The organism is Paenibacillus sp. 01T422 (assembly GCF_056398785.1).
The window spans coordinates 1-1,801 of record NZ_JBFTQB010001104.1 but is presented as its reverse complement, the minus strand read 5'-3'; the positions used below and the strand labels follow the sequence as shown (position 1 = coordinate 1,801).

Genomic DNA, 1,801 nt, shown 5'->3' with positions numbered 1-1,801 from the left:
GAAGAGCCTGAGCATGCCCTAAACTAATGGGAATTAAATCCAAAATTTTCAGGGGGATCCCCCTGAATCCACTAAACCAAAAAACTAATTCATCGTCCCGACGAATAACCCCTACAAGACCTAATACACAAACTTCTTGACGCTACCCTCACAGTTCCTCTCAACCAGCTAAAGTACTGATTCCTCAGAAAATAGCGGATCATAGTTCCCACAAATTATAAAAAGACCCCCGCCAAGCCGGCATATGCGAAAGGGAACTACAGGTCCCTATGTGGCCAAAAATGCTGTTTTTACGTAGAAATTAGACCATGTAGTTCCCCAGTAGCTCAGAATCTTCGCTTTTCGTCTAAATAAGGGATTGGAGTTCCCCCTACTGAATGCTGGGGACATGCTGCTTGAGAAGCTTATCCTTTTTTCATGGTAGATTTTACAGTGCAGGCACGAATATACTGGTAGTAAGCGATTACATAATAAGAGGAGGCGTATGCAGATGGAAATTTCATTGACTGCCCTGCAGGATCAAAAAATGCTGCTTACACCACACATGCGGCATTCCATGGAAATTCTGCACATGTCCTCCTTAGACTTGCACGAGCTGGTGAAGCAGCAGGCGAATGAGAATCCTTTTATCGAGCTTACGTATAGAAAAGAGAGCCGGGCAAGCTGCGGTGCTAGCAGTTCTAATAACGATTGGTGGCTCAATGTCGATCACAGCACTTCCATTACGTTAGAGTCGGTTTTAGTAGAACAGATAGCCTGCTTGAATTTGGACACTAATCTAAAGATTCTCTGTAAATGGATCATCGGCAACCTGGATGCAAATGGGTACCTTCCCTATACGAGAGATGAAATTTCCGCTATTCAAGGCTCCTCGTTGGAGCATGTCAGCCAAGCTATTCGCATCATACAAAGCTTAGAGCCATATGGCGTGGGGGCTTCAAACTTGGCGGAGTGTCTGCTCCTCCAATTGCAGCAGATGAAGGGGATAGAGCCACTGGTGAGATCTTTGATCCAGCAGGATCTGCAGGACATTGCCAAGGGGAAGCTTCATCAGTTAGCGGCGAAATACGGGATAGAGATCTCGTGCATCCAAACAGCAATTGAACAGATAAAAGCGCTCAACCCTAAGCCTGGAGCCATATATAGCAGAGAACAGCCGGAGTACGTGATACCGGATCTTAGGTTGAAGCTGGTGGAGGGGAAATATACTGTTTCTCTGGAAAATGCTGCACTTCCGGGAATCACACTCAGCGATTCCTATCTCCGTCTGATGGAGCAGAAAGTTTCGCAAGATGCTTACCGTTTCTTGAAGCAGCAATGGCACGCTGCGAAGGGGCTCATGGACAATATCGAGCGGAGAAAAGCTACGCTGTTGCAAACAGCATGTCTCATGTTCGAGCTTCAGGCCGATTTTTGTGCCAAGGGCACTGCTCATATTGGGTCGATGACCATGAAGCAAGTGGCTACTGCAATGCAAGTACATGAATCCACTGTCAGCCGTACGGTTAGCCGGAAATATATCCAGACTCCGTGGGGGATGTTTGAGCTGAAGTATTTCTTCTCCTCTTCGATAACGCAGGCCGATGGAGCGTCGGTTTCTTCTTTCTTCATGAAGGAGAAGATTCGCGAAGCGATTGCGGGAGAGAATCGAGACCAACCCTTCTCCGATCAACAGTTAGCTGAGCTCTTAATTAGCAACGGCCTCCTTATTTCACGCAGAACAGTTGCTAAATATAGAGAGCAGATGCACCTTCCCCCCGCTGCAAAAAGACGTTCTAACGTTTAAACTTTAACGTTTAAC

The 1,801-nt window shown here is 46.6% G+C and carries 1 protein-coding gene; it reads left to right on the top strand.

Translation table 11 applies throughout. From position 1 onward, the window contains the following. Positions 1-490: 490 nt before the first annotated feature. On the top strand, positions 491-1,786 hold the full coding sequence (rpoN, locus tag AC1DUA_RS36075) for an RNA polymerase factor sigma-54 (protein WP_477504309.1): 1,296 nt from the start codon (positions 491-493) through the stop codon (positions 1,784-1,786). Positions 1,787-1,801 lie beyond the last annotated feature (15 nt).